The sequence below is a fragment of the Streptomyces sp. NPDC048258 genome (assembly GCF_043201995.1).
Classification (GTDB): Bacteria; Actinomycetota; Actinomycetes; order Streptomycetales; family Streptomycetaceae; genus Streptomyces.
In genome coordinates this window covers 376869-399331 of the sequence record NZ_JBICZH010000004.1, presented here as the reverse complement: position 1 = coordinate 399331, position 22463 = coordinate 376869, and the positions used below count along the sequence as shown (strand labels likewise).

Annotated in this window: 20 protein-coding genes and 1 pseudogene; 7 read left to right on the top strand and 14 right to left on the bottom strand. The window is 73.2% G+C overall.

Annotated elements, in window-relative coordinates; translation table 11 throughout:
- The first annotated feature begins 130 nt into the window (after positions 1-130).
- The gene (locus ACGFYQ_RS12470) at positions 131-1432 is read left to right on the top strand and encodes a sulfite oxidase (RefSeq protein ID WP_393742822.1); all 1302 of its coding nucleotides are present in this window, start codon (positions 131-133) and stop codon (positions 1430-1432) included.
- A 32-nt stretch (positions 1433-1464) separates the two neighbouring features.
- Here ACGFYQ_RS12470 and ACGFYQ_RS12465 read toward each other — a convergent pair whose 3' ends face one another.
- Together ACGFYQ_RS12465 and ACGFYQ_RS12460 are read right to left on the bottom strand one after the other, a co-directional pair.
- Positions 1465-2628 carry an alpha/beta hydrolase family protein gene (locus ACGFYQ_RS12465; protein WP_393742820.1) on the bottom strand — a complete coding sequence of 388 codons (1164 nt, stop codon included), beginning with the start codon at positions 2626-2628 and terminating at the stop codon, positions 1465-1467.
- 81 nt (positions 2629-2709) lie between these two features.
- Positions 2710-3696, bottom strand: coding sequence for an isopenicillin N synthase family dioxygenase (locus tag ACGFYQ_RS12460; RefSeq protein ID WP_393742818.1), 987 nt, complete (start codon positions 3694-3696; stop codon positions 2710-2712).
- A 259-nt stretch (positions 3697-3955) separates the two neighbouring features.
- Between ACGFYQ_RS12460 and ACGFYQ_RS12455 the strand changes: the two genes are divergently transcribed.
- Positions 3956-4702, top strand: a complete 747-nt coding sequence (locus ACGFYQ_RS12455; protein WP_393743277.1) for a VOC family protein — start codon at positions 3956-3958, stop codon at positions 4700-4702.
- Positions 4703-4733: 31 nt separating this feature from the next.
- Here ACGFYQ_RS12455 and ACGFYQ_RS12450 read toward each other — a convergent pair whose 3' ends face one another.
- Positions 4734-5579, bottom strand: coding sequence for a class II glutamine amidotransferase (locus ACGFYQ_RS12450; RefSeq protein WP_393742816.1), 846 nt, complete (start codon positions 5577-5579; stop codon positions 4734-4736).
- 167 nt (positions 5580-5746) lie between these two features.
- Here ACGFYQ_RS12450 and ACGFYQ_RS12445 point away from each other — a divergent pair, with 167 nt between their 5' ends.
- Entirely contained in the window at positions 5747-5935 is a 189-nt protein-coding gene (locus ACGFYQ_RS12445; RefSeq protein WP_393742814.1) for a DUF6381 family protein, read from the top strand.
- Positions 5936-6041: 106 nt separating this feature from the next.
- Here ACGFYQ_RS12445 and ACGFYQ_RS12440 read toward each other — a convergent pair whose 3' ends face one another.
- Positions 6042-7208: an agmatine deiminase family protein gene (locus ACGFYQ_RS12440; RefSeq protein ID WP_393742812.1), complete on the bottom strand. Its 1167-nt coding sequence runs from the start codon at positions 7206-7208 to the stop codon at positions 6042-6044.
- A 55-nt stretch (positions 7209-7263) separates the two neighbouring features.
- A complete protein-coding gene (locus ACGFYQ_RS12435; protein WP_393742810.1) occupies positions 7264-8805 on the bottom strand; it encodes an APC family permease in 1542 nt (513 codons plus the stop codon).
- 167 nt (positions 8806-8972) lie between these two features.
- On the opposite strand from ACGFYQ_RS12435, the gene ACGFYQ_RS12430 reads away from it, so the two are divergent.
- Positions 8973-9629: a TetR/AcrR family transcriptional regulator gene (locus ACGFYQ_RS12430; protein WP_393742808.1), complete on the top strand. Its 657-nt coding sequence runs from the start codon at positions 8973-8975 to the stop codon at positions 9627-9629.
- A 9-nt stretch (positions 9630-9638) separates the two neighbouring features.
- The gene (locus ACGFYQ_RS12425) at positions 9639-10481 is read left to right on the top strand and encodes a DUF1206 domain-containing protein (protein ID WP_393742806.1); all 843 of its coding nucleotides are present in this window, start codon (positions 9639-9641) and stop codon (positions 10479-10481) included.
- A gap of 19 nt (positions 10482-10500) precedes the next feature.
- On the opposite strand, the gene ACGFYQ_RS12420 is transcribed toward ACGFYQ_RS12425, so the two are convergent.
- Positions 10501-11892: a M64 family metallopeptidase gene (locus ACGFYQ_RS12420; RefSeq protein WP_393742804.1), complete on the bottom strand. Its 1392-nt coding sequence runs from the start codon at positions 11890-11892 to the stop codon at positions 10501-10503.
- Between the two features lie 139 nt (positions 11893-12031).
- On the opposite strand from ACGFYQ_RS12420, the gene ACGFYQ_RS12415 reads away from it, so the two are divergent.
- Positions 12032-13411, top strand: coding sequence for a tetratricopeptide repeat protein (locus ACGFYQ_RS12415; RefSeq protein WP_393742802.1), 1380 nt, complete (start codon positions 12032-12034; stop codon positions 13409-13411).
- On the opposite strand, the gene ACGFYQ_RS12410 is transcribed toward ACGFYQ_RS12415, so the two are convergent.
- Complete coding sequence (locus ACGFYQ_RS12410; RefSeq protein WP_393742800.1) at positions 13374-14897, bottom strand: MFS transporter; 1524 nt, start codon at positions 14895-14897, stop codon at positions 13374-13376. The two genes, ACGFYQ_RS12415 and ACGFYQ_RS12410, sit on opposite strands and share 38 nt — an antisense overlap.
- A 10-nt stretch (positions 14898-14907) precedes the next feature.
- Positions 14908-15480 carry a TetR/AcrR family transcriptional regulator gene (locus ACGFYQ_RS12405; protein WP_393742798.1) on the bottom strand — a complete coding sequence of 191 codons (573 nt, stop codon included), beginning with the start codon at positions 15478-15480 and terminating at the stop codon, positions 14908-14910.
- Between the two features lie 164 nt (positions 15481-15644).
- On the opposite strand from ACGFYQ_RS12405, the gene ACGFYQ_RS12400 reads away from it, so the two are divergent.
- Entirely contained in the window at positions 15645-16145 is a 501-nt protein-coding gene (locus ACGFYQ_RS12400) for a DUF6328 family protein (RefSeq protein ID WP_393742796.1), read from the top strand.
- A gap of 26 nt (positions 16146-16171) precedes the next feature.
- Here ACGFYQ_RS12400 and ACGFYQ_RS12395 read toward each other — a convergent pair whose 3' ends face one another.
- The 6 genes and pseudogenes from ACGFYQ_RS12395 to hypB all read right to left on the bottom strand — a co-directional run bounded on the left by ACGFYQ_RS12395 (position 16172) and on the right by hypB (position 22463).
- Positions 16172-16414 carry a DUF6158 family protein gene (locus ACGFYQ_RS12395; RefSeq protein ID WP_393742794.1) on the bottom strand — a complete coding sequence of 81 codons (243 nt, stop codon included), beginning with the start codon at positions 16412-16414 and terminating at the stop codon, positions 16172-16174.
- Between the two features lie 129 nt (positions 16415-16543).
- Positions 16544-17635 (bottom strand): hydrogenase expression/formation protein HypE, encoded by a 1092-nt coding sequence (gene hypE / locus ACGFYQ_RS12390; protein WP_393743275.1) that lies wholly within the window; start codon positions 17633-17635, stop codon positions 16544-16546.
- Between the two features lie 52 nt (positions 17636-17687).
- Positions 17688-18824 (bottom strand): hydrogenase formation protein HypD, encoded by a 1137-nt coding sequence (hypD, locus tag ACGFYQ_RS12385; RefSeq protein WP_393742792.1) that lies wholly within the window; start codon positions 18822-18824, stop codon positions 17688-17690.
- Between the two features lie 143 nt (positions 18825-18967).
- Positions 18968-19243: pseudogene (locus tag ACGFYQ_RS12380) on the bottom strand (HypC/HybG/HupF family hydrogenase formation chaperone); the annotation flags it as partial.
- Between the two features lie 14 nt (positions 19244-19257).
- Positions 19258-21636 carry a carbamoyltransferase HypF gene (gene hypF / locus ACGFYQ_RS12375; RefSeq protein WP_393742790.1) on the bottom strand — a complete coding sequence of 793 codons (2379 nt, stop codon included), beginning with the start codon at positions 21634-21636 and terminating at the stop codon, positions 19258-19260.
- Positions 21636-22463, bottom strand: coding sequence for a hydrogenase nickel incorporation protein HypB (gene hypB, locus ACGFYQ_RS12370; protein WP_393742788.1), 828 nt, complete (start codon positions 22461-22463; stop codon positions 21636-21638). Before hypB ends, hypF begins: the two co-directional genes overlap by 1 nt.

The following is a 22463-nucleotide window of genomic DNA, read 5'->3' as shown; positions in this document are numbered from 1 at the left end:
GGCCGACCAGCGGTAATCGGCCATTGGCGCCGCGTTGCGCATTCGTGGCGATCACGGCGGGAATGTTTTCGCGGCTCGCCCCGGGCCGCTGCGGTCCGTCGGGAAACCACGACCGAGGAGTGACCCCGCCATGACCTCCGACCTGTCGGACGAGAGCCGGTACGACCGCACGCGCCTGCGGCAGTGGGCCCGTGGCCGCGCCCGCTCCGCCGGAGTGGACCGCCGGGACCTGCTCAGGCTGTTCGCGGCGGGGGCCGCCGCCGGATCCCTGGGGCTGGGGGCGGCCGGGACGGCCTCGGCCGCGACCGACGCCGACGCGGGCGCCACGGCCATCGCCACCTCAGACGCGGCCACGTCGCCCGGGATCGTCAAGCCGCTGCCGCCCGAGCTGTTCACCATCCGCGGCACCAACGCGGAGACGAACTTCGCCGCCCTGCGCGGCACGGGCCCGCTCACTCCCGTCGACCGGTTCTTCGTACGGAACCACACCTCCACCCCGCGGCTCGAAGCCGGCGGATGGACGCTGAAGGTGTGGGGTGACGGGCTGGCCGGCGGCCCGGTCGCGTTCTCGTACGACCGGCTGCGCGCGCTGCCGGCGGTCGAGCGGACGCTGTTCATCGAGTGCGCGGGCAACGGCCGCAGCTTCTACGCCACCCAGCAGGGCCAGCAGGTCAGCGGCACCCCCTGGACGCTGGGCGGAATCGGCGTCGGCCACTGGCGCGGCGCGCGGCTGTCGGACGTACTGAGGCTGGCGGGTGTGACGCCTGGCGCCGTCGACGTCCTGCCGCGCGGGCTGGACGACGAGGTGGTCACGAACGGGGTGAACCTCGGGCGGGTACGGCGCCCGCTGCCGGTCTCGAAGGCGCTGGACGACGTACTGCTCGCCTACGAGATGAACGGGCGGCCGCTGCCGCCCGACCACGGCGGCCCGGTCCGCCTCGTCGTACCGGAGTGGGCCGGGATCTCCTCGGTCAAGTGGGTCGGTGACATCGAGGTGAGCGACCAGCCGCTGTACTCGCCGTGGAACACCGACACGTACCGGCTGTTCGGGCCGGAGTATCCGGTGGAGGGCGCTCCGTTCGCCCGGCAGCCCCTCAAGAGCGCCTTCGAGCTGGAGCTGGGGGCCACCGTTCCCCTGCACCGGACACGGCTGCTGACCGGCCGGTCCTGGTCGGGCGCGGCGCCCGTACTGCGGGTGGAGGTCAGCACCGACGGCGGCGTCCGCTGGCAGCGGGCCCGGCTGCACGACGCGCCGCGCCGGGGCAGCTGGGTGCGCTGGTCGCTGCCGTGGACCCCGCGGACCGCGGGGTCCACGGCGCTGCTGGCCCGGGCGACCGACGCCACCGGGCGCACGCAGCCCGCGACGGCCGCCCACAACACGCAGGGCTACCTCTTCGACGCGGTCGTGCGGCACCCGGTGACGGTGGTCTGAGGAGGGCTGCTCACGCGGTACTCACGGGGTACTCACGGGGTGTGGAAGCGGACCTCCGGCGCGTCGGCGGACGGGCCGTCCAGGACGGGCTGGGGCGTGCCCTTGAGGTGCTGGTCGAAGAAGGCTCCGACGTAGCGCCGGGTCAGCTCGACCGAGCGGGCGCCGGACAGCGGGGCCTCGGGAGAGGGGAGGCCCAGCCGGTCGCCGATCACCGGGAAGTCGCTGAACGTGAAGTGGCCGGAGTCCGCGAAGGTGATCCAGCGCTTCCAGCCGTCGAGCTTCGGCCATTCGCTGTCCCAGCTGGGATTGCCGCCGGGGGCGCGGTTCTGCGCGCCGAGCAGCATGAAGGGGCGCCCGCCCAGCCCGGTCTCGGGGACCGGCGTCGCGAGTCCGCCGTCCATGTCGACCCCGGCGCGGACCCTCGGGTCGGTCGCCATCGCGGCGGCCGCCGAGGCGCCGCCGATGGAGTGGCCCGCCATCGCGATGCGGCTCCGGTCGATGAGGCCGGCGTGCCGCCAGGCCGGGTCGCGTCCGGTGAGCCGGTCCAGGAGGAAGGACACGTCGCGGGCGCGGGTGTCGCTGACCGCCTGCATGCCGCCCGCCGCCTCGACCTTCTCGCAGGCCAGGCACTGCAGCACGCGCCCGCCGGGGAAGGCGGTTCCCGCGCTCTCGTACGCGTGGTCGACGGCGGCGACGACGTAGCCGCGCGAGGCCAGGTCCTCGGCCAGCGCGGTGAGGGTGGCGCGCGGGACGGTGAAGCCGGGCGACAGCACGATCAGCGGGTAGCGGCCCGCGACGGGGCGGGCGTGCGAGCGGGAGTGGGCCGCCGTGCCGGCCAGGGTTTCGACCGGGATCGCCTGGTCCAGCCCCCGGTCGACCAGCAGCAGCCGGGCCTCCTCGCGGGTGAGGTAGCGCACGGGGCCTCCGGTGCCGCGCTGCGCCGGATAGCGCATGGTCACCATCAGCTCGCGCGGGCCGGACTGCGCCCAGGGGTCGGTCCGGCTTCGGTCCACGAGGTGGAGCGTTTCCTGTCCTACGGAGAAACGGCCGGTGGGGCGCGGGAGTTCCACCGTGGTGCGGCGGCTCTCGGCCACGGCCGGGGAATCGGCGGCGGCCGAGGTACCCGCGGCGGCGAGCGGGAGCGGCAGGAGGAGGGCGAGTAAGACGGCGGCGGAAGTCGTTCGGCGTCGGTTCATGGATCCGAACCTACTGAGCCGGACCTGCCGGAACGTCACCTCGCAGGAGGACGGGCCCCTCCCACCTGGGAAGGGTCCGGATCACCCTGAAGTCGTAGTCCCCTCGGTGACGCTGATGGCGCGGAGCTTCTCGCGGAGGTACGTGTGGGAGTCGACGGGGTCGTGCACCACGCGCCCGACGGGGGCGGGCAGGGACTCCACGCGGGTGTGCGCATCGCACTCGTAGAAGTAGACCAGCGAGATCAGTTCCTCGGCCGGCGCGTCGGCCGGCGGCGGCAGCACCCGGTGGCGGCCCGCCCGCCACCGGTCCCCGGTCCAACGGGCCATCAGGTCGCCGATGTTGACCGTGAGCGCGGCCGGGTCGTAAGGGGCGTCCTGCCAGCCGTCGGCGTCGGTGTGGATCTGCAGCCCGCCCGCGCCCTGCTGGCGGTCGAGGATCGTGACCGTGCCGAAGTCGGTGTGCGCCCCGATGCGGAACTGGCCGGGCTGCGGCCGTCCGACGACCTCGGCACCCGGGTACCAGTTGAGGTTGAACCCCCAGGTGGGATGCGAGGTGTGGCGTGTGAAGTGGTCCTCCTCGAGGCCGAGGGCGGTGGCCAGCAGTTCCAGCAGCTCGTCGGAGAGGGCCCGCATCAGGCCCAGGTACTCGGTCACCAGCGGCCGCAGCGAGGGCGCCTCCGCCGGCCAGGCGTTGGGACGGAACCACTCGGCGTCCACCCCGGGCACACCGGTGGGGTCCTCCGCCGCCCAGGACCAGGACTCCTTCAGGTCGGGCGGCGAAGCCGTTCCTTCCGCGTAGCTGTTGGCCTCGGCCCCCGGACCGAGCCAGCCCCGGCCGCCGACGGCGACCGCGTACGGTGCCTTCACCGGGGCGGGCAGCCGGAAGAACCCGCGCGCCGCCTCCCGGATCCGGGCGGGCAGCGCGGGGTCCACCCCGTGGCCGGTCACCAGCAGGAAACCCGCCGCGCGCAGCGCCTCGTCGACGCGGGCCGCCGTACGCGCCCGGACGTCGGGTCCGCCGGACCGCCACGGCCCGAGATCGATCACGGGAACCTGGGATGTCACCACGGGAGACCTGCCTTCCGAGCTCCGAGCCTGCGGGGGGGCGTCCGGGTCAGAGGCTATAGCCCGGGCCGCCGCGGCCGCCGGAAGACACCGAAGCTCCGTGCTTACTGATGGTGACGGCCTACGGCGACCACGGTGACCGGGAAGAGCGTCCCGAAAAGGACCAGAATGAGACCGTAGGGCCGGGGGCTCATGAGGGACGGAGCGAGTGGTGGAGATTTCGACCAAGGAGGTCTTCGGAGCTCCGTGCTGGGTGAGCCTGATGGCCCGCGACCTCGAGACGGCACAGCGCTTCTACGCCGCGGTCGCCGGCTGGAGGTTCCGCCGCGCCCGCCTCGGCGACGCCTTCTCCGTCGCCGAGCTGGACGGTGTGCCGGTGGCGGGCATCGGAGCGCTCGCCTCCGACCTGGGCGTCGCGGTGGCGTGGACCCCGTACTTCGCCGTCGACGACGCCGACACGGCGGTGGACCGGATCCGGGAGCGCACCGGCACCATCGCCGTCGGCCCGGTCTCCTTCCCCTCCGGCGGCCGCGCGGCGCTCGTCGCCGACCCCGACGGCGCGGTCTTCGGCATCTGGCAGGGCTCCGTCTCCGCCCACTGGCGGGTGGGCAAGGGCCCCGCGCCGGCCTGGCTGGAGCTGCGTACCAGGAACGCCTTCGACGCGGCGATCTTCTACGGGGCCGTGCTGGAGTGGGCCACCGGGCGCTCCGGATGCTGCGAGGTCTCGTACGAGGAGGACCAGGTCGTCCTGCGGCAGGGCGGCGAGCCCGTCGCCCGCCTCAACAGCGGCCCGGTCGAGCTCGCCTCCTACTCCCCTCACACCCGGCCCCGCTGGCACGTCCACTTCCGTGTCCCCGCGCTCCGCCCCGCCATCGAGGCCGCCGTGGCGATGGGCGGGCGCACCGTCTCGGACATCACCTCGAACGCCACGGAGCGGTGGGTGGCGCTCCGCGACCCCGACGGAGCCCTCTTCACCCTGACGACGGCCCTCGCCGCGGACCCTGGCTGACCCGGCCGCGGGCACCCCGGCGATCAGGGTGTCAGGGCAGCTCCGGGACGAAGGGGAGGTAGTCCTCTCCCGTGACGGCGGGGATCACCGTGTAGCTGGCCTCGGGCAGTTCGTTCCACATCCCGTGGAGATCGCCCAGGGGCTCGGAGACCACGAGCCGCGTCGCGTCGGAGACCTCGTTGAGGAAGGCCAGCTCGGGGTGGAGGTGCCGGACGGTCTCGGCCTTGCTGCTGTAGAACAGCGACCTCGACTGCCCCTCGCTCGAGTAGCGGAACGCCCACAGCCGCTCGCCGTCGCTCACCGCCACCGTCATCTGGAGGGGGTCGGGCACGCCGTGCTCCTTGCCGAGCCGCTCCACCAGGCCGGCCATCCGCGCCACCGCGCCGGGCACGTCCTGGTCGAGGCCGTAGGTGACGGCGAGGTAGAACATCACCTCGGAGTCCGTGGATCCTTCGATGGACGGGAAGAGGGCCGGGTCCACGGCCATGCAGAGGTCCCGCTGCAACCGCTGGAAGTCCGTGATCGCCCCGTTGTGCATCCACAGCCACCTCCCGTGCCGGAAGGGGTGGCAGTTGGTCTGCTGGATCGCCGATCCCGTGGAGGCGCGGACGTGCGCGAAGAACAGCGGCGAGCGCACGTGCGCGGCCAGCTCGCGCAGGTTGCGGTTGTTCCACGCCGGTGCGATGTCCCGGAAGACGGCGGGGGTGCCGTCACCGGTGCCGTCCGCGCTGTACCAGCCGATACCGAAGCCGTCGCCGTTGGTCGACTCCACGCCCATGCGCGCGTGGAGGCTCTGGTTGATGAGCGAGTGCTCCGGACGGTAGAGCACCGCGTCGAGCGTCAGGGGCGAACCCGAGTAGGCGAGCCAGCGACACATGGACACCATCCCCTTCTCAGCCTGGTCCGAGCCTAAGCCCGTCGGTGGGACGGGGCGCGCCTGGCCGTCCGTACGGGTCACGCTCGGTGACGGTTCGAGATGCGGGCGCAGAGCACTGCTGGTTCGCTGAATCCGCCCGCTCTCCCCCACAGATCCAAGGAGCGATCATGAGCGTTTCAGGCGAGTCCCGCGGCCGGTCCCAGCAGATGCGCGCCAAGGCCCAGGAACTGAACGAGGCGGCCGACCGTTCGCAGGACGCCGAGGAGCGGCAGCGCCTGCGGGACAAGGCCCGCCGCCTCATGGAGCAGAGCGAGCGGGAGAGCCGGATGGACGACCGGGGCATGGACCCCATGTAGCCCGTCCGTCCCGAACGGACAGGCACAAGACACAGGCACGGGCACAGACACACCGGCCGGTGGCCGCCGCGATCCCCCGTCGCCGCGGACACCGGCCGGTGCGGTCTCAGGCGCCCGCCGGCACGTGCTGGGTGACGCAGTGGACTCCGCCGCCGCCCCAGGCGAGGGTGCGCGCCGGGGCGGCGACCACCTCGCGCCCGGGGAAAAGGGTGGCGAACTGGGCGAGGGCGAGGGCGTCCGCCGGTTCACCGGCCGTGGGTACGACGACGCTGCCGCTGGTCAGGTAGTAGTTGGTGTAGCTGAAGGTCTCCACGGTCAGCCCCTGGTGGCGGAACTGCGGCTGGTGGTGCATCTCCACCACCTGGAAGCGGCGGCCGCACGCGTCGGTGGAGGCGTCGAGGACCGCCTTGTTGGCGGCCATCCGGTCGTGGTTGGGGTGGGCGGGGTCGGGCTGGGTGTGCAGCAGCAGCCGCGCGGGGCCCAGGCAGGCGGCGACGAGGTCCACGTGCCCGTTGGTGATGTCGTCGTGGTACAGGCCGTACGGGAGCCAGATGACCTTGCGCGCTCCGTACGAGGCGAGCAGCGCGGCCTCGATCTGGGCGCGGGTCATGCCGGGGTTCCGGTTGGGGTGGAGCAGGCACTCCTCGGTGGCGATGAGGGTGCCCTGTCCGTCGGTGAGGACGGCGCCGCCTTCCAGGACCATGTCGACGGGTGTGCGGGGCAGGCCCAGTTGCGCGCACACGCCGACGGGCAGCAGGTCGTCCTTGTCGAAGGGGTACTTCTCGCCCCATCCGTTGAACCGGAAGTCGAGTCCTGCCCGCTGGGTCCGTGCGCCGTTCACGACGAAGATCGGCGCGGTGTCCCGGGTCCAGCAGTCGTTGACCGGGTACTCGACCACCGTCACCGAGCTGCCGCACTGCTCGCGCGCCTGCTGCGCCGTGCCCGGTTCGGCGAACACGAGCACCGGCTCGAACCGGGCGACGGCCTTGGCGATGCCGGCGATCTCGGCCTGGACGCCGGCCAGCAGTCCGCCCCACCCTGCGGTTCTGTCCCAGGGCCAGGCCATCACACAGCCGGAGTGCGGCTCCCATTCGGCCGGCGCGTGGAGCGGGTCGTCGCCCGCGGCGCGGGTGGCCGAGGGGAGGTTCCGGGCGGCGGAGGCCGGGCCGCCGAGGAGGGGGACGGCGGCGGCCGCGAGGGCGGCGGCGCCGAAGCCGCGCCGCGTCATGTGGGGGAGGGGTATGCGCGGGCGGGGAATGCGTGGCAGGTGCATGTCATTACTCCTTCTGTTGGGTACGGCTGACGACGGGGCCGGACGACCCCTGGGATCAGAGGCGTTCGGCGGCGAGCGCGTCCACGCGCCCCTCGCCGTCCTCCTGGCTCTCGTGCTCCTCCGCCCGCGCGGCGCGCAGCGTGTTCTGCGGCTTCCTGACCATCAGGTAGACCAGCCCCGCGGTGATCACCGCTCCGGTGCCGAGCAGGCCCGCCCAGATCTGGTACCAGGGGGCTCCCGGCGGGGCGAGGACGGCCCGCGGCCAGCACACGTTGGCGACTTCGAACGCGGTCCACAGCACGGCCAGCACGTTCAGGAAGGTGCCCTTGCGGCCCTGCCGGATGTGGCCGGAGGGGGTCCAGCTCCCCCGCAGCCGGGCGATCAGCGCGGCCAGGGTGACCAGGAAGAACGGCAGGAAGGTGGCCGCGGTGCCGAATGCGATCAGGCTGCCGATCGCCGTGGCGTTCAGGCCGAGCAGCAGGCCCGTACAGCTGACGAGGGTCGAGGCGACGAGACCGCCGATGGGGGCCTGCCTCCGGTTGACCCGGCGCACCTGGCGGGAGAAGGGGAACACCCCGTCGCGCGCCAGCGAGTACACCCCGCGGGCGGCCCCACCCTGGGAGGCCATCGCGCAGGCGAGGAACCCGACCAGGACCACGGCCACGAAGGGCTTGTCGGACCACGAGCCGAACGCGGTGGTGACGGCGGTGGTCACCGGGTCCAGGTCCTCCCCCGCGACGACGGCCTGCGGCGAGGGATGGGCGAGGGCGACCGCCATCGCGTTGAGGATGACGACCAGGCCGACACTGAGCAGCGCCCACCACATGGCGCGCGGGACCTGGCGGCCGGCGTCCTTGGTCTCCTCCGCGGTCGAGACGCAGGCGTCGAATCCGATGAAGCCCCAGCCCGCGACGGCCAGGACGGCGAGGAAGGCCGCCGCGGTCGACCCACCGGACAGCTCTTCGGCACCGAGGGTCTCGGTGAACAGCGCGAAGCCGTGCTCGCGGAAGAACAGCAGCAGCGCGAAGCCGACCAGCACGGAGGCGATGGCCTCGGCGGCGATGCCCAGGGAGACGAACCAGCTCAGGATCCTGATCCCGTAGGCGTTGACGAGCATGCACGCCAGCAGGATCCCGGCGGCCACCGCGACCATGGCGCCCGGTGTGGGCGTGGCGCCGACGAGGGCGAAGACCCAGGGGGCCGCGAGGTAGGCGACGGTGGTGTTGCCGAACATCACGGCGAACTGCCACACCCAGCCGCTCATCCAGCCGAAGGAGGGGCCCAGCAGCCGCCGGCCCCACTGGTAGGGGCCGCCGGCCAGCGGCCACTGCGAGGCCAGCTCGGAGTAGACGTTCACCACCAGGCACTGGCCCAGCAGCACGATCGGCAGCGCCCAGACCCAGGCGGGCCCGGCGATCATCGTGCCGACCATCGAGACGGCGTAGAGGGCGACGACGGGCGAGACGACGGCGAAGCCCATCGCGATGTTGCCGAGGACGCCGAGGCTGCGGTCCAGCTCCTGGGTGTAGCCCAGGTCGGTCAGGCGGGCGGCATCGGCGTCGCCCGTTTCAGGGTGTGCGGAGGGAAGGTCTGGCATGCGCACCTCTCACGGAGGGATGACGCGCCGGGGGTGCCGACGCGTCCCGGACATTAAATCTAACGTTGTTAGGTATCGGGAATGCGGGGACCTTAACCCGGCCCGGACCCCTTGGGAAGACCCTGCGTGCGGGTAACCTGACGGCCGAGAACGAGGGGGATCACACCGTGGGCCGACCGAACCAACCGCTGCTCAGCCGCGGGATCATCGCGCGCGCGGCCCTCGAACTCCTCGACGGGGAGGGCCCGCAGGCCCTGAAGATGCGTACGCTCGCCGACCGCCTCGGCGTCCGGGGAGCGTCCCTGTACCACCACGTGGCGTCCAAGGACGACGTGCTCGACGCGGTCTCGGAACTGATCAACGAAGAGATCGATCTGAGCCCGCTCGAGGCACCCGACTGGCGCGAGGGGATCGCGGCGTACGCGCGCGGCTACCGCCGGGTGTACCTGCGCCACCCGAACGCGATCGCCCCCGCCGCCCGCCGCCGGGTCGAGGCGGACCGGGCCCTGCGCGGATACGACGCGCTGCTCGGCGCCCTGATCCGGGCCGGCTGCACTCCGGCGCGCGCGGCCGAGGCCGCCGCCGCCATCGACTACCTGGTCCTCGGCTCGGCGCTGGAGACCTTCACGGCCGGTTTCACCCGCGCCGCGGGCGACTACCGTCCCGCCTATCCGGCCCTGGCCGACTCCCTCACCGGTGCCGCGACGACCGGCGCCGGCCTGGCCGAGCTGGACGACCGCGGATTCGAGCTGGGCCTCGGCCTGCTCCTGGACGGCCTCGCGGTGCGCTCGTCCCGCGGGCATGGAGCGGTCGAGCCCGGGTAGCCGCGTGTCATGACACGCGGCGAGGAGACACGCGAGGCTGTACGGCGCGAGGGTGCGGAAACCGCGTCCCAGGGCGGCATGGGCCGGGAGGTCGTGGCCCGGTGCGGGCTGGTGGCGCGCGGCGTGCTGTACGTGCTCGTCGGCGTGCTCGCCGTCCGCGTGGCGTTCGGCGACGGCGGTCAGGAGGCGGACCGCAAGGGCGCGCTGCAGGAGCTCACGGAGCAGCCCTTCGGCGGCGTCCTCGTGTGGGCCGTCGGAATCGGCCTGGTGTGCATGATGCTGTGGCGGCTGTCGGAGGCGGTGTTCGGGGCCGCGGGCCCCGACGGCGGCAAAGCCGGGAAGCGGCTGGCGTCGGCGGCCCGGACGGTGTTCTACGGGGTGGTCGCGTTCTCGGTGCTGTCCTTCGCGGCCGGGTCCGGCGGGCAACGGTCCAGCGACGAGCAGTCGCGCGACGTGACGGCCAAGGTGATGGAGCTGCCGGGCGGCCCGTGGTGGGTCGGCGCGGCCGGTGCGGCGATCGCCGTCGGGGGCGTCGTGATCGCCGTACGGGCGGCTCTGCGCAAGTTCCGCAAGCACCTGGCGACGGACCGGATGTCCGACGGGGTCCGCAAGGCGGTCGAGTTCCTCGGGGTCACCGGCGGCGTGGCCCGCGGCGCCGTCTTCGCTGCGGCCGGCGCCTTCCTCGCGTACGCCGCGGTGCGTTACGACCCGGCGGAGGCGAAGGGTGTCGACGACACCCTCCGCGCCTTCACCCAGACCCCGGCGGGACCGTGGCTCCTCGTGGTGGTCGCCGCCGGGCTCATGCTGTTCGGGCTGTTCTCCTGGGCGATGGCCATCTGGCGCCGGGTCTGACGGCGCCCGACGGCACGGGCTAGAGCCGGACCTTCCACTCCGCCGTGGAGCGCAGGCTGCGGGCGATCTTCGGGTCGCGCACCGAGGGCGTGCGGTCCTCCGCGGTGACCGACAGCCGGTGCGTGCGGAAGTCGAACAGCCACAGGTCGGACACCGCCACCTGCGTCCGGCCCTCGAACCTCTTCAGCTCCCTGCCGTCCAGGTACCACCGGACCACGAGCTGACGCCCGTCCGCACCCGCCAGCTTCGGCACGGCCGCCTTCGCCGTGTGGCGCGCCCGCAGGGTGCGGTCGGTCGGGGTGAGGGGCGTGACGGTCCTGGCGTGCTGGTAGAACCCGCCGATCATCGCCTCGACACCGGGGAGGTTGAAGGGCTTGCCGAGGACCCGCATGATCGAGTTGTCCGTGGGCCGGTACAGGCCGGAGACGAAGTAGCCGCCGCCCTCGTACGTGCCGACCGTGCCGCCGTCCGGGGACGGCTCGCCGAGCCACCGGTACCACTTGGCCCGCTGCCCGGCCATCGGATCGGCGGCCAGGGTGGAGCTGTTGGAGTCGCCGGGCTCGGGGCCGGTGTACTTCTCGTAGCCCGGGACACCCGTGTAGAAGTACTCGTCGGCGAGCTTGCCGAGCGAGTGGCCGGTCTCGTGGATGGCGACCTGGCCGGACTTCGCGTGGCCCGCCGAGGCGGTCGAGATCCCCTCGTAGCCGAGGGTGGCGCTGCGTTCGTTGTAGCCCGCTCCGCCGTACTTGGCGCTGTTGGCCAGCACGATGACCAGGTCGGCGGCCGGCGCCTTGGCCACGTACGCGTCGACCTTGGGCTGGTCGATGCAGAGCAGCCGCTCGATGTCGTCGCACCAGAAGTACGAGCCGAGGGCGGTGTCGCGGACGGTGGCCGCGTCCGGGTCGCCGGAGACGCCGGACTCGCGGGAAACGGCGTCGACGGTCCACACGTTGAAGAGGTTCCGGTAGGTGGTGTACGGCTCGACGGCCGTCACCTCGTCCCATTTCTGCCGGGCGTCGGCGTGGAAGCGCTCCAGTTCGGCGGCGGTGTAGCCGTCGCCGATGACGACGACGTCGAGGCGGTCGGCGGTGGAACCGTTGTCGATCATCTTGGCGACCTCGCCGTCGGCCGCCCGCTCGGCCGGGGAGAGCCCGCCCGCGGTCTTCGCCGGGGCGCCGGCGGCCGGGACGCGGGTGTGGCCGGACCCGGCGTCGCCGCCGTGCTCCGGCCCCGGTATCTCGACCTCCACTCCCGCCCCCACCCCGGCCTTCGCCGGAGCGTCGGCCCCGCGCGCGGGGCCGGCGGCCACGAGCACGGCGGTCGCGCAGGCCGCCGCGACGGCTCCGCGCAGAGCCGCGCGGACGGCTGGACGTCTGGCTGAACGCCCGGCTGGACGCATCACTGGACGCATGAAGTCCTCCCCCTGGAAAGGAAGTTAAGCATCGGAATAAGACAGTTGAATCGGTTGCTTAAATTAGGTGGCGCGCGGGGCGTGCGCAATGGCCTGTTCCCCCTGAATACTGGGGAGTTCGAGCAACCAGGGGGATTCCATGGACGAACCGGCCCGTATCGGCCTCAGGGTTCAGCGCATGCGCGGCGAACTGGGCCTGACCCAGAGACAGTTGGCGGAACCCAACTACACCCCCGCCTACATCTCCACGCTGGAGTCGGGCAAGGTCCGCCCCTCCGAGACCGCGCTGCGCTACCTCGCCGGACGCCTGGGCACCACGTACGAGGAGCTGGCCACCGGTCGCCCCGCCCACCTGGCCACCGAGGTGCGGCTGGGGCTCGCCGAGGCCCAGCAGACGCTCGCGACCGGCGCCGCCGACGAGGCCGCCGTCCGCTACCGCCGGCTGCTCGCCGAAGCGGAAGAGCTCGCCCTGGTCCCCGAGCAGGCGGAGGCGCTGACCGGACTGGGCGACTGCGCCCTGGAATCCGGCGAACTCCCCGATGCGATCCGCCACTTCGAGGCGGCCGAGCGGCTGCTCGCCGATGAGCCGCTGCCCCGCCGCGCCCGCCCCATCCGCGGCCGCGCCGTCGCCCACCTGCTCGCCGGAGAGCTGCGCTACGCCTGCTACCTGCTGGAATCCACCATCGACGAGCTGAGCACGAGCGGGCTGGCCGATCCCGAGGCGCTGGTCCTGCTCTACGCCGCGGTGATCGGGCCGTACATCGACATGGGCGCCCACGCCCGCGCCGCCCACGCGGCCGAGCTCGCCCTCGCGCTGGCTCCGCAGGTCAGCGATCCGGCCCTGGTGGCGGGGATGCACCGGCAGGTGGCGCGGACCTTCCTCGCCGAGGGGCGGGTGGCCGACGCCGACGCCTCCCTCGCCAAGGCCCAGGCGATCTACGGGCAGTTGCGACTGCGGACCGACCTGGCGCACTGCCACTGGATGCGCGGCTACGTACAGGCGCAGAACGGCGAACTCGACTCGGCCGAGCGGGAGTTGCGTACGGCCCGGGAGATGCTCTCCGCCCGGCGCGCGGCCCTGTACACGGCCCAGGTGGAGGTGGAGCTGGCCGACGTACTGCGCCGGCTCGGCCGGTACGAGGAAGCCGCGGAACTGCTGTCGGCGCTGCTGGAGCTGGGGGACAGCCATGGCGCCGTGCACGCGGGCGGCGCGCACCGGCTCCTCGGCCTGATGGCCGAGGAGCGCGGCGAGCCCGAATCCGCCGAGGAGCACTACGTGCAGGCGCTGGCCCTGCTGGAGCGCAGCGGGGCCACCGGAGATCTCGCCGATCTGTGCCGGATGCTGGGCGACCTGCTGCGCCGGACCGGCCGGACCGAGGCGGCCCTCGACGCGTACCGCACGGGCCTCGGCCACCGGGCGGCGCCGGGCACCACCACGTTGGGCCCGGCGCCCGTCGCACCCGCGTTCCGGTCGGCCCGGGTCAGTGGTTCTCGGTCGGCTGGAGATCGCGCGGAATGAGCGCCCAGGTCGTCGCCGCAGCGGCGACCGCGAGCCCGCCGGCCATGAGGAACGCCGGGGTGATCGCGAGGGTGTAGGCGTGCGAGGCGGTGTCGATCAGCGCCTGGCCGACGGCGCCGCCCAGCCGTTCGGCGGTGTGCGCGGCCTCGCCGACGGAGTCCCGCACCGCGGCGGCGCTCGGACCGTCCAGGTCGAGGACGGGCAGGTTGCCCCGGTAGAGCGCGGCCGCGGTGGAGCCGAGGATGGCGACGCCCATGGCCGAGCCGAGTTCGTAGCAGGTCTCCTCGATGGCGGCGGCGCTGGACACCTCGTCCGCGGGCGCCGCGGAGATCAGCGTGACCGAGGCGACCGTGGTCGCCATGCCGGCGCCGAGGCCCATGACGGTCAGGGCCGCCGCGAAGGCGGGGTAGCCGAGTTCGGTGAACTGCTGGAGGGTCCAGGGCAGGGCCATGCCCGCGGCCAGGACGACCAGACCGGCGCCGAGCACGTGCCGGATCGCGAAGCGCTGCATCAGGGCGGGGGCCACCATCGAGGCGCAGATCAGGGCGAGCGGTGCGGGCAGCAGCCGCAGGCCGGCCTCCAGCGGGGTGTAGCCCTGGCCGTACTGGAACCACTGGGTGACCAGGAACAGGATCGCGCCCATGCCCACCATGGGCAGGAAGATCGCGGTGGCCGCGACGCTGAAGGCGGGCCTGGCGAAGAGCCGCACCTGGAGCAGCGGATTGTCCACGCGCAGCTGGCGGCGCACGAAGACGGTCAGCGCGACGGCGCCGAGCAGGAGCAGCGCCCAGGGAAGCGGGTCGCCGACGCCGCTCTTGCCGAGCTGCTTGATGCCTCCGGCGAGGGCGAGCATGCCGACGACGGACTGGCCGACGCCCCACCAGTCCCACGCGCCGTTGCTGCGCGGGGCGCGCGATTCGGGGAGGTAGCGCAGCCCGGCCGCGATGATCAGGGCGGCGACGGGGAGGTTGAGGAGGAAGGCGGAGTGCCAGCCGTAGTCCTGGACCAGCAGTCCGCCGACGACCGGGCCGAAGGCCATGCCGCCGCCGAAGACGGCCGCCCAGACCGCGAGGGCGAAGGCGCGTTCCTTGGCATCGGTGAAGACGCTGCGCAGGATCGACAGGGTGGCGGGCATGATGGCCGCGCCGCCGACGCCGAGGAGGGCGCGGGCCGCGATGACGTGCCGGGCCTCGGTGGAGAAGACGGCTATGAGCGAGGCGAGCGCGAAGATGCCGAAGCCCGCCATGAGCAGCCGCTTGCGGCCCCAGCGGTCACCGAGCGCGCCGGCGGTGACCAGCAGGCCGGACAGGGCCAGCGCGTAGACGTCGATGATCCACAGCTGCTGCACGGCGGACGGCTGGAGGTCGCCGACGAGCGAGGGGAAGGCCACGTTGAGGATCGTGGTGTCCATGGAGATGAGCAGGAGGCTGCCGGAGAGGATCGCCAGGACGATCCACCGGCGGGGGTCCTGCGAGGGGGTGTGCATGGGGTTCCGATCAGGGTTGCGCGGGGTGCGGGGGCGCGGTGAACCGCGTCCCGCTCAGGAAGGACGTCAGGACCAGGTGGCCGATCTGCCGGGGGGCGAGGTGCCCGTCGCGGACGCCCTCGGCGGCCGCGTCGAGCAGACCCCAGAGCGAGTACCAGATCCAGTACGGCGGCAGGTCGGTGCGCAGCCGTCCGAGCCGCTGGCCGAGCGCGAGGAAGGCCAGTGCCCGCCGGTCCTGCCGGTCGACACCGGCCCGGAACTCGGGGTCGGCGAGCACGGTGGCGTCCCGCGAGGTGAAGCCGTACAGGTGCGCGGCCGGCATCAGGGCGAGGACCAGTTCCTCCAGCGCGGCGTCGAAGGCGGCCCCGTCGGCGGTCTCCGGCAGGTCGACCGGGGTCAGACACTCGTCGACCACCTGGATCGCCCGTACCGCGACGGCTTTCAGCAGGGTCTCGCGGGTCGCGTAGCGGCGGCTGAGCGTGGCGCGGCTGGTCCCGATCCCGGCGGCGATCTGCACCATGGAGGCGCTGTGGTCTCCGGCGAGGACGCGCGCAGCGCTGTCCAGCAGTTCGTTCTCGTGCACGATGATGAGCCTCCTTCGCCTCGAACGATACAAAATTGTCTCACCCGAGGCAAACTTGACCCACCCATGGCCCGGTAGCAATCGCGGAGCGGGCCGGACCCGCACGGCATGTGTGCGCCCCACCCGGGTAGGCACCCAGGCGGGCACACCCATCGGGAGACCGCATGCGCGACGACGGCAAGGGCGCCGAACGGGGCGACGGCAGGAACGAGACCGAAGAGGAACGCGCGGACCGGCGGTGGCAGGAGCTGGTGCAGGAGATCCGGGTCGCCCAGACCGGTGTGCAGATCCTCTTCGGCTTCCTCCTGACGGTGGTCTTCACCCCGCACTTCCAGGGCCTGGCCCAGAGCGACAAGACGGTCTACATCGTCACCGTCGTCCTCGGGTCCCTGGCGACCGGCGCGCTCATCGGGCCGGTCGCCTTCCACCGCATCGTCTCGGGCCGCCGCATGAAGCCCCAGGCCGTCGTCTGGGCCTCACGCCTCACCTTCACGGGCATCGTCCTGCTGCTGGCCACCCTGACCGCCGCGCTCTATCTGGTCCTGACGGTGGCCACGGACAACACCGTCGTTCCGTGGCTGGTGGCCGGTGTGCTGGCCTGGTACCTGCTGTGCTGGTTCGTCCTGCCGTTGTGGGCACGCAGCCGCTACACCAGCAAGGACTGACGCCCGGCCCGCGTTTCCGCCCGGCCCTACTCGCCGGCGGTGCGGGCCCGGGCGCCCGAGCGGGTGCGGCCGGCGGTCTGGGCCCGCTGCGGGTGGCGGCGTACGTACTCGCGCTCCAGCTCGTTCATCCGCTGCGTGTGGGTGACCAGGGCATCGTCCGACCCGTGCAGCAGGGTCTCGTGACGCGTGCGGTGGATGGCCTCCAGCTCCTTGAGCAGCCGGCCTTCCTCCAGATTCCGCGCCGACGGACCGCCGTCGTGCTCCGTCATGGCACGCACACCTCCTCCGCGCTCGGGTCGGCCCTCGCCGAAGCGGCTCTCGGCTTCCATCATCTCCCGCGGCGCGCCCCGCGTCCCGGCCGACCGGTTTCCGGTATTTCCCGCTTGTGCCGGACCGCCTCAGCAGATGCGCGGCAGTTGCTCCCCGATCGGCAGGTCCACCACCCGGGTGCCGCCGAGGCCCGTGCGGGCCACGACCATGCCGGGGTGGGCGCCGACCACCTCGCCGATCACCGCCGCGCGCCGGCCCAGCGGGTGCGCGCGCATGGCGTCGAGGACCGCGTCGGCGTGTTCGCGCGGGACGAAGGCCACCAGCTTGCCCTCGTTGGCCACGTAGAGCGGGTCGAGGCCGAGGATCGCGCAGGCGTTGCCCACGGCGGCGGGGACCGGGACGCGGCCCTCGTGGATGACGACGCCGGTGCCGGACGCGGCCGCGATCTCGTTGAGGGAGGCCGCCAGACCGCCGCGGGTGGGGTCGCGCAGGACGTGCAGGTCCGGGGTGACGGCGAGCATGGTCCGTACGAGACCACCCAGGGCCGCGCAGTCGCTCTCGATGTCGACGCCGAACTCCAGGCCCTCCCGGACGCTCATGATCGCCACCCCGTGGAGGCCGATCTCGCCGCTGACGATCACGACGTCGCCGGGGACGACGCGCTGCGGCCGCAGGTCCACGCCCTCGGGGATCAGCCCGATGCCCGCCGTGTTGATGTACACCCCGTCGCCGTGGCCCGCCTCGACGACCTTGGTGTCGCCGGTCGCCACCTCCACCCCGGCGGCGCGCGCGGCGGCGCCGAGGGCTTCGGCCACCCGCGCGACGACGGAGACCTCGACGCCCTCTTCGAGGATGAACCCGCAGGACAGGTAGGCGGCTTGGGCCCCGCTCATGGCCAGGTCGTTGACCGTGCCGTTGACCGCCAGATCGCCGATGCTGCCGCCGGGGAAGAACAGCGGCCGCACGACGTAGGAGTCGGTGGAGAAGGCCAGCCGGACTCCGCCCAGCGAGAGGGCGGCGGAGTCCCCGAGCTGGGCCAGTACCTCGCCGCCGAAGGCGGGGGCGAAGAGGTGCTCGACGAGTTCGGCCGAGAGCGCGCCGCCGCCGCCGTGGCCCATCACCACGCGGGGCCGGTCGCGCAGGGGGGCCGGGCAGGTCCAGCCGGTGATGTCGAGTGCGGTCCCGGCCTGTGTGGTCGCAGGCTGTGTGGTCTCAGGCAGCACGGTTCCAGGCAGCACGGTCTCAGGCAGCACGGTCTCAGGCAGCACGGTTTCAGGCAACGGGGCTCGCCTCCGGCGATACGGCGGTCGGGGCGGGAGTGAGCTCCAGCCGGCGGTACAGGTAGTACGCGGCGCACGCGCCCTCGCTGGAGACCATCGTGGCGCCGAGCGGGCTGCGCGGGGTGCACACCGTGCCGAAGGCCTCGCACTCGTGCGGCTTGAGCAGCCCCTGGAGCACTTCGCCGCTGCGGCACTCGGCCGGCTCCAGGGTGTTGATCCCGGTCACCGAGAAGCGGTGCTCGGCGTCGTACTCCCGGTAGCGGGCCGACAGCCGCCACCCGCTGTCCGGGATGACGCCGATGCCGCGCCAGGCACGGTCGGTGACCTCGAAGACGTCCTCCAGCATGGCGAGGGCGGCGGGGTTCCCCTCCGGACGCACGGCGCGCGCGTAGGCGTTGTCGACGGTGTGCTCGCCGCGCTCCAGCTGCCGTACGGCCCGGCGTACGCCTTCGAGGATGTCCAGCGGCTCGAAGCCGGTCACGACGATCGGGACGCGGTGGCGGGCCGCCAGCTCGGGGTACTCCCCCATGCCCATCACGCTGCACACGTGGCCGGCCGCGAGGAAGCCCTGGACCCGGCAGCTCGGCGACCGCATGATCGCCTCGATGGCCGGGGGGACGCGAACGTGCGAGACCAGCAGGCTGAAGTTGCGGATGCCCAGCTTCTTCGCCTGGTGAACCGTCATGGCGTTGGGCGGCGCGGTGGTCTCGAAGCCGATGCCGAAGAACACCACCTCGCGCCCCGGATTGTCCCGCGCGATCTTGAGCGCGTCGAGCGGGGAGTAGACGACCCGTACGTCGCCTCCCTCGCTCCGCACCTGGAAGAGGTCGCGGCCGGTGCCGGGGACGCGCAGCATGTCGCCGAAGGAGCAGAAGATCACGTCCGGCCGGGAGGCGATCTCCAGGGCCTTGTCGATGACCTCCAGCGGCGTGACGCACACCGGGCAGCCCGGGCCGTGGATCAACTCCACCTGATCCGGGAGCAGCTGGTCGATGCCGTGCCGGATGATGGTGTGCGTCTGGCCGCCGCAGACCTCCATCAGGGCCCAGGGGCGGGTCACGGTGGCGTGGATGTCGTCGAGCAGCCGGCGGGCGAGCTCGGGGTCCTGGAACTCGTCGATGTACTTCACTTCCGGATCTCCTCCTGCCGGACTTCCTCGTGCGGTGCCGCTCCGACCGCTCCGTCCGCTCCGTCCGCTCCGGCCGGACCGTCCGGGTCGTCCGGGTCGTCCGGGTCGTCCGGGTCGTCCGGGTCGTCGGCGAAGGGCCAGGGCGCGCCTCCGGCCGCTGCGGCCGCCTCCCAGGGGTCTCCGAACTCCTCCTGGAGCATGCCGAGTTGGGCGAAGAGTTCGAGGGTCTGCTTGGCCGACTCCTCGTCGAGGCGCTGGAGGGCGAACCCCACGTGGACGATGGCGTACTCGCCGACCTGGAGGTCCGGCAGGTACTCCAGGCAGACCTCCTTCTGCACGCCGCCGAAATCGACGGTCGCCATGCGGGTGCCGTCCCTCTCCCCGATGTCGAGCACTCTGCCGGGTACCGCCAGGCACATGGGCTTCTCCTTCGCTAGGGGTGGTGTTCCGTGGCGTGGACCGCTGCCGCCACCATGAGCTGGCCGAGGGACAGTCCGCCGTCGTTCGGCGGGACGCGGGTGTGCCGCAGGACGGTGAAACCCCGCTCGCGCAGGGTGCGGGCGCACGCCGAGGAGAGCAGGGTGTTGGCGAAGACGCCGCCGCTGAGGGCGACGGTGTCCAGGCCGTGCCGTTCGCGGGCGAGTCCGCAGAGCGCGCCGACCAGGGCGGCCACGGAGGCGTGGAAGCGGTGGGCGATGAGCGCGGCGGGCGCGCCCGCCCGTACGTCGGCCACGACCGCGGCGAGCACGGGGGCCGGGTCGGCGGTGACCGGGTGCGCGGCGCCGTCCGCGGGCTCGCGCAGGCCGAAGGCGTACGCGGATCCGGCTGGGGCGACGTGGGCGGCGGAGGCGGTGAGCGCCGCGGACTCCAGCTCGATCGCGGCCTGCGCCTCGTAGCCGGAGCGGTGGCACACACCCGCCAGGGAGGAGACGGCGTCGAAGAGGCGGCCCATGCTGGAGGTGGGCGCGCAGTTCAGGTCGCGCTCCAACTGGGCGCGCAGGACGTTCAGTTCGTCGGGCGGGCAGGCGGCGACGCAGGGCAGGCCCGGTGTCCAGTCGATGCCCGCGGCGCGCAGATGGGACAGGGCCATGCGGTACGGGCGGTGCACGGCGGCGTCGCCGCCCGGCAGGGGGACGTAGGCGAGGTGGGCGAAACGCGTGTACCCGGCGTAGTCGGCCAGCAGGAACTCGCCGCCCCAGACCGCGCCGTCGTCGCCGTAGCCGGTGCCGTCGAAGGCCACGCCGATGACCTTCCGGCCGCCGTCCAGGCCGTGTTCGGCCATCGCGGAGGCGATGTGCGCGTGGTGGTGCTGGACGCGGACGAGCGGCCGCCCGGCGGCGGCGTGCCGGGCCCACCGGCCGGAGCGGTAGCCGGGGTGCCGGTCGGCGGCGAGCAGGGCGGGCGTGACGCCGGTGATGGACTCCAGCTGCCGCTCGGCCCGTTCGAAGGCGTACTGGGTGGCGAGGTCGTCCATGTCGCCGATGTGCGCGGACAGCCAGGCCCGGCGTCCTTCGCCGAGGCAGAAGGTGTTCTTCAGGTCTCCCCCGGCGGCGAGGACGGCCGGGACCGGCAGCGGGAGCGGCACGGGCAGCGGGGCGTGGCCACGGGAGCGTCGTACGGTCAGGGGCTCGCCGTCACAGACGCGCACGACCGAGTCGTCGCACGGCACATGGATCGGGCGGTCGTGCGTGAGCCAGGCGTCGGCCAGCCGGGCGAGCCGGTCCAGGGCCTCGTCGTCGTCGGTGACGATGGGCTCTCCGGAGAGGTTTCCGCTGGTCATGACGAGCAGGCGGGGGCCCGGCGGATCGCCGGGCAGGCCGAGCAGCAGGTGGTGCACGGGGGTGTACGGGAGCATCGCGCCGAGGTCGGGGCAGCGCGGGGCCACCCCGTCGGCCACCCCGTCGGCCGGCACGTCCGGCGAGCGCAGGCCGGCGGCTTCGGCGCGCCGGCGCAGCAGCACGATCGGCCGGACCGCGCCGGTGAGCAGGGCCCGTTCCTCGGGACCGATGTGGACGAGCGGCTCGATGTCGGCGAGCTCCCGGGCCATGAGCGCGAACGGCTTGTCCCCGCGGTCCTTGCGGCGGCGCAGTTCCGCCACGGCGCGGGGGTGGGTGGCGTCGCAAGCCAGGTGGTAGCCGCCGAGTCCCTTCACCGCGAGGATCGCCCCGTCGGCCAGCAGCCGGCGGGCCCCGGCGACCGGGTCGGCCCCGGTCACCTCGCGGGGCGGGTGTCCGGCCAGGAGTCGCAGCCGGGGCCCGCAGGCCGGGCAGGCGACCGGCTGGGCGTGGAAGCGGCGGTCGGCGGGGTCGGCGTACTCGCGGGCGCAGTCGGGGCACATCGGGAAGCCGGCCATGGTGGTGTGGGCGCGGTCGTAGGGCAGCCCGGTGACGATGGTGAAGCGCGGCCCGCAGTGCGTGCAGGTGATGAAGGGGTGGCGGTGGCGGCGGTCGGCCGGATCGGCGAGCTCGGCGAGGCAGTCCGCGCAGGTGGCCACGTCCGGGGAGACCAGCGTGCGGGCGGGGCCGCCGCTCCGGGAGGCGACGATGGTGAACCCGGCGCCGCCGGCGACGGGCACCTCGCAGTGCTCGACGGCGTCCACCACGGCCAGCGGGGGCGCGTCCGCCGCGAGCCGCTCGCAGAACGCCGAGACCGCCGCCGTCGCGCCCTCGACCTCCGCGACGACGCCGTCCGGGGTGTTGGTGACGTGCCCGGCGAGGCCGAGTCCGGTGGCGCGGGTGTACACGTACGGGCGGAAGCCGACGCCCTGGACCACGCCCCGCACGGTGACCCGGCGGCGCTGGACGGCTTCCATCAGCGGGTCTGCACCACGGGCTGTGGTGTCCCGTGCTGGTGCGCGTGACCGTCGCCGTGATCGTGACCGTCGCCGTGATCGTGATCGTGACCGTGTCCGTGCCCGTGCCCGTGCCCGTGCTCGTGCGGGTGTACGTGCCGAGCGCGCGCCATGACCGGCGTGTGCGCCGCGGCTCCCGCGCCGACCGCCAGCGCCCGGTCGAGCAGCACGCCCAAGCCCTCGCCCGCGCGGGCGGACGTCAGCGCCACCTCCACACCGGGGTTGACGCGCTGGACGTTCGCGCGGAAGGCCGCCTCGTCGAACTCGACGGCCTCCGCGATGTCGGTCTTGGTCACCACCACCAGCTGGGCCAGCCCGAAGGCGGTCGGATACTTCAGCGGCTTGTCCTCGCCCTCGGTGACCGAGGCGAGGACCACGCGCAGGGACTCGCCGAGGTCGTAGGAGGCCGGGCAGACGAGGTTGCCCACGTTCTCCACGAAGAGGATCCGGGTGTCCTCGGGCAGCCACCCGTCCAGGTGCCGGCCGAGCATCCCCGCCTCCAGGTGGCACAGCCCGTCGGTCAGCACCTGCTTGACCGGTACGCCGGAACGGGCCAGCCGCACCGCGTCGTTCTCGGTGGCGAGGTCGGCGGTCAGTGCGGCGACCGGCACACCCCGCTCCCGGGCGAGCAGCAGTTCGCGCTCCAGCAGCGCGGTCTTCCCGCTGCCCGGGCTGGAGAGCAGGTTGACGACCGCGGTTCCGCGTGCGGTGAGTCCGACGCGCAGGGTGTGGGCCGCCTCGTCGTTCTTGGCGAGCACCGCCTGCCGTAGATCGACCACTCGGCACAT

Excerpts from the sequence above, each read along its gene's own strand:
- ACGFYQ_RS12470 (WP_393742822.1), top strand. The coding sequence starts at position 131 with ATGACCTCCGACCTGTCGGACGAGAGCCGGTACGACCGCACGCGCCTG.
- ACGFYQ_RS12465 (WP_393742820.1), bottom strand. The coding sequence starts at position 2,628 with ATGAACCGACGCCGAACGACTTCCGCCGCCGTCTTACTCGCCCTCCTC.
- ACGFYQ_RS12455 (WP_393743277.1), top strand. The coding sequence starts at position 3,956 with ATGGCCCGCGACCTCGAGACGGCACAGCGCTTCTACGCCGCGGTCGCC.
- ACGFYQ_RS12450 (WP_393742816.1), bottom strand. The coding sequence starts at position 5,579 with ATGTGTCGCTGGCTCGCCTACTCGGGTTCGCCCCTGACGCTCGACGCG.
- ACGFYQ_RS12445 (WP_393742814.1), top strand. The coding sequence starts at position 5,747 with ATGAGCGTTTCAGGCGAGTCCCGCGGCCGGTCCCAGCAGATGCGCGCC.
- ACGFYQ_RS12440 (WP_393742812.1), bottom strand. The coding sequence starts at position 7,208 with ATGCACCTGCCACGCATTCCCCGCCCGCGCATACCCCTCCCCCACATG.
- ACGFYQ_RS12435 (WP_393742810.1), bottom strand. The coding sequence starts at position 8,805 with ATGCCAGACCTTCCCTCCGCACACCCTGAAACGGGCGACGCCGATGCC.
- ACGFYQ_RS12425 (WP_393742806.1), top strand. The coding sequence starts at position 9,639 with ATGACACGCGGCGAGGAGACACGCGAGGCTGTACGGCGCGAGGGTGCG.
- ACGFYQ_RS12420 (WP_393742804.1), bottom strand. The coding sequence starts at position 11,892 with ATGCGTCCAGTGATGCGTCCAGCCGGGCGTTCAGCCAGACGTCCAGCC.
- ACGFYQ_RS12415 (WP_393742802.1), top strand. The coding sequence starts at position 12,032 with ATGGACGAACCGGCCCGTATCGGCCTCAGGGTTCAGCGCATGCGCGGC.
- ACGFYQ_RS12410 (WP_393742800.1), bottom strand. The coding sequence starts at position 14,897 with ATGCACACCCCCTCGCAGGACCCCCGCCGGTGGATCGTCCTGGCGATC.
- ACGFYQ_RS12400 (WP_393742796.1), top strand. The coding sequence starts at position 15,645 with ATGCGCGACGACGGCAAGGGCGCCGAACGGGGCGACGGCAGGAACGAG.
- ACGFYQ_RS12395 (WP_393742794.1), bottom strand. The coding sequence starts at position 16,414 with ATGACGGAGCACGACGGCGGTCCGTCGGCGCGGAATCTGGAGGAAGGC.
- hypF (WP_393742790.1), bottom strand. The coding sequence starts at position 21,636 with ATGGAAGCCGTCCAGCGCCGCCGGGTCACCGTGCGGGGCGTGGTCCAG.
- hypB (WP_393742788.1), bottom strand. The coding sequence starts at position 22,463 with ATGTGCCGAGTGGTCGATCTACGGCAGGCGGTGCTCGCCAAGAACGAC.